The organism is Actinomadura sp. BRA 177 (assembly GCF_013372625.1).
Lineage (GTDB): Bacteria > Actinomycetota > Actinomycetes > Streptosporangiales > Streptosporangiaceae > Spirillospora.
Genome location: NZ_JABXFD010000031.1, coordinates 1 through 239, shown reverse-complemented (window position 1 = coordinate 239; position 239 = coordinate 1). Strand labels below are relative to the sequence as shown.

Genomic DNA, 239 nt, shown 5'->3' with positions numbered 1-239 from the left:
GACGACCCCGGCCCAGGAGGCCAACGACCTCGGCTGGATCCTGCTGGCCTTCGCGATCTTCAACACCTACATGATGCTGTGGGCCACGCAGGTCAACCAGGCCGTCCTCGCGGTGTTCGTCACCCTGGAGGCCACCGAGATCATCCTGTTCATCGGGCAGTTCGCCGGCAGCGAGAACACCATCAAGATCGGCGGCTACATCGGCGTCCTCACCGCCATCTGCGCCTGGTACGCCTCCG

Annotated in this window: 1 protein-coding gene; it reads left to right on the top strand. The window is 64.9% G+C overall.

Features of this window, described 5'->3' with window-relative positions:
• Positions 1-239, top strand: a 239-nt coding sequence (locus tag HUX53_RS00135; protein WP_217918935.1) for a GPR1/FUN34/YaaH family transporter, incomplete at both ends; no start/stop codon positions are given.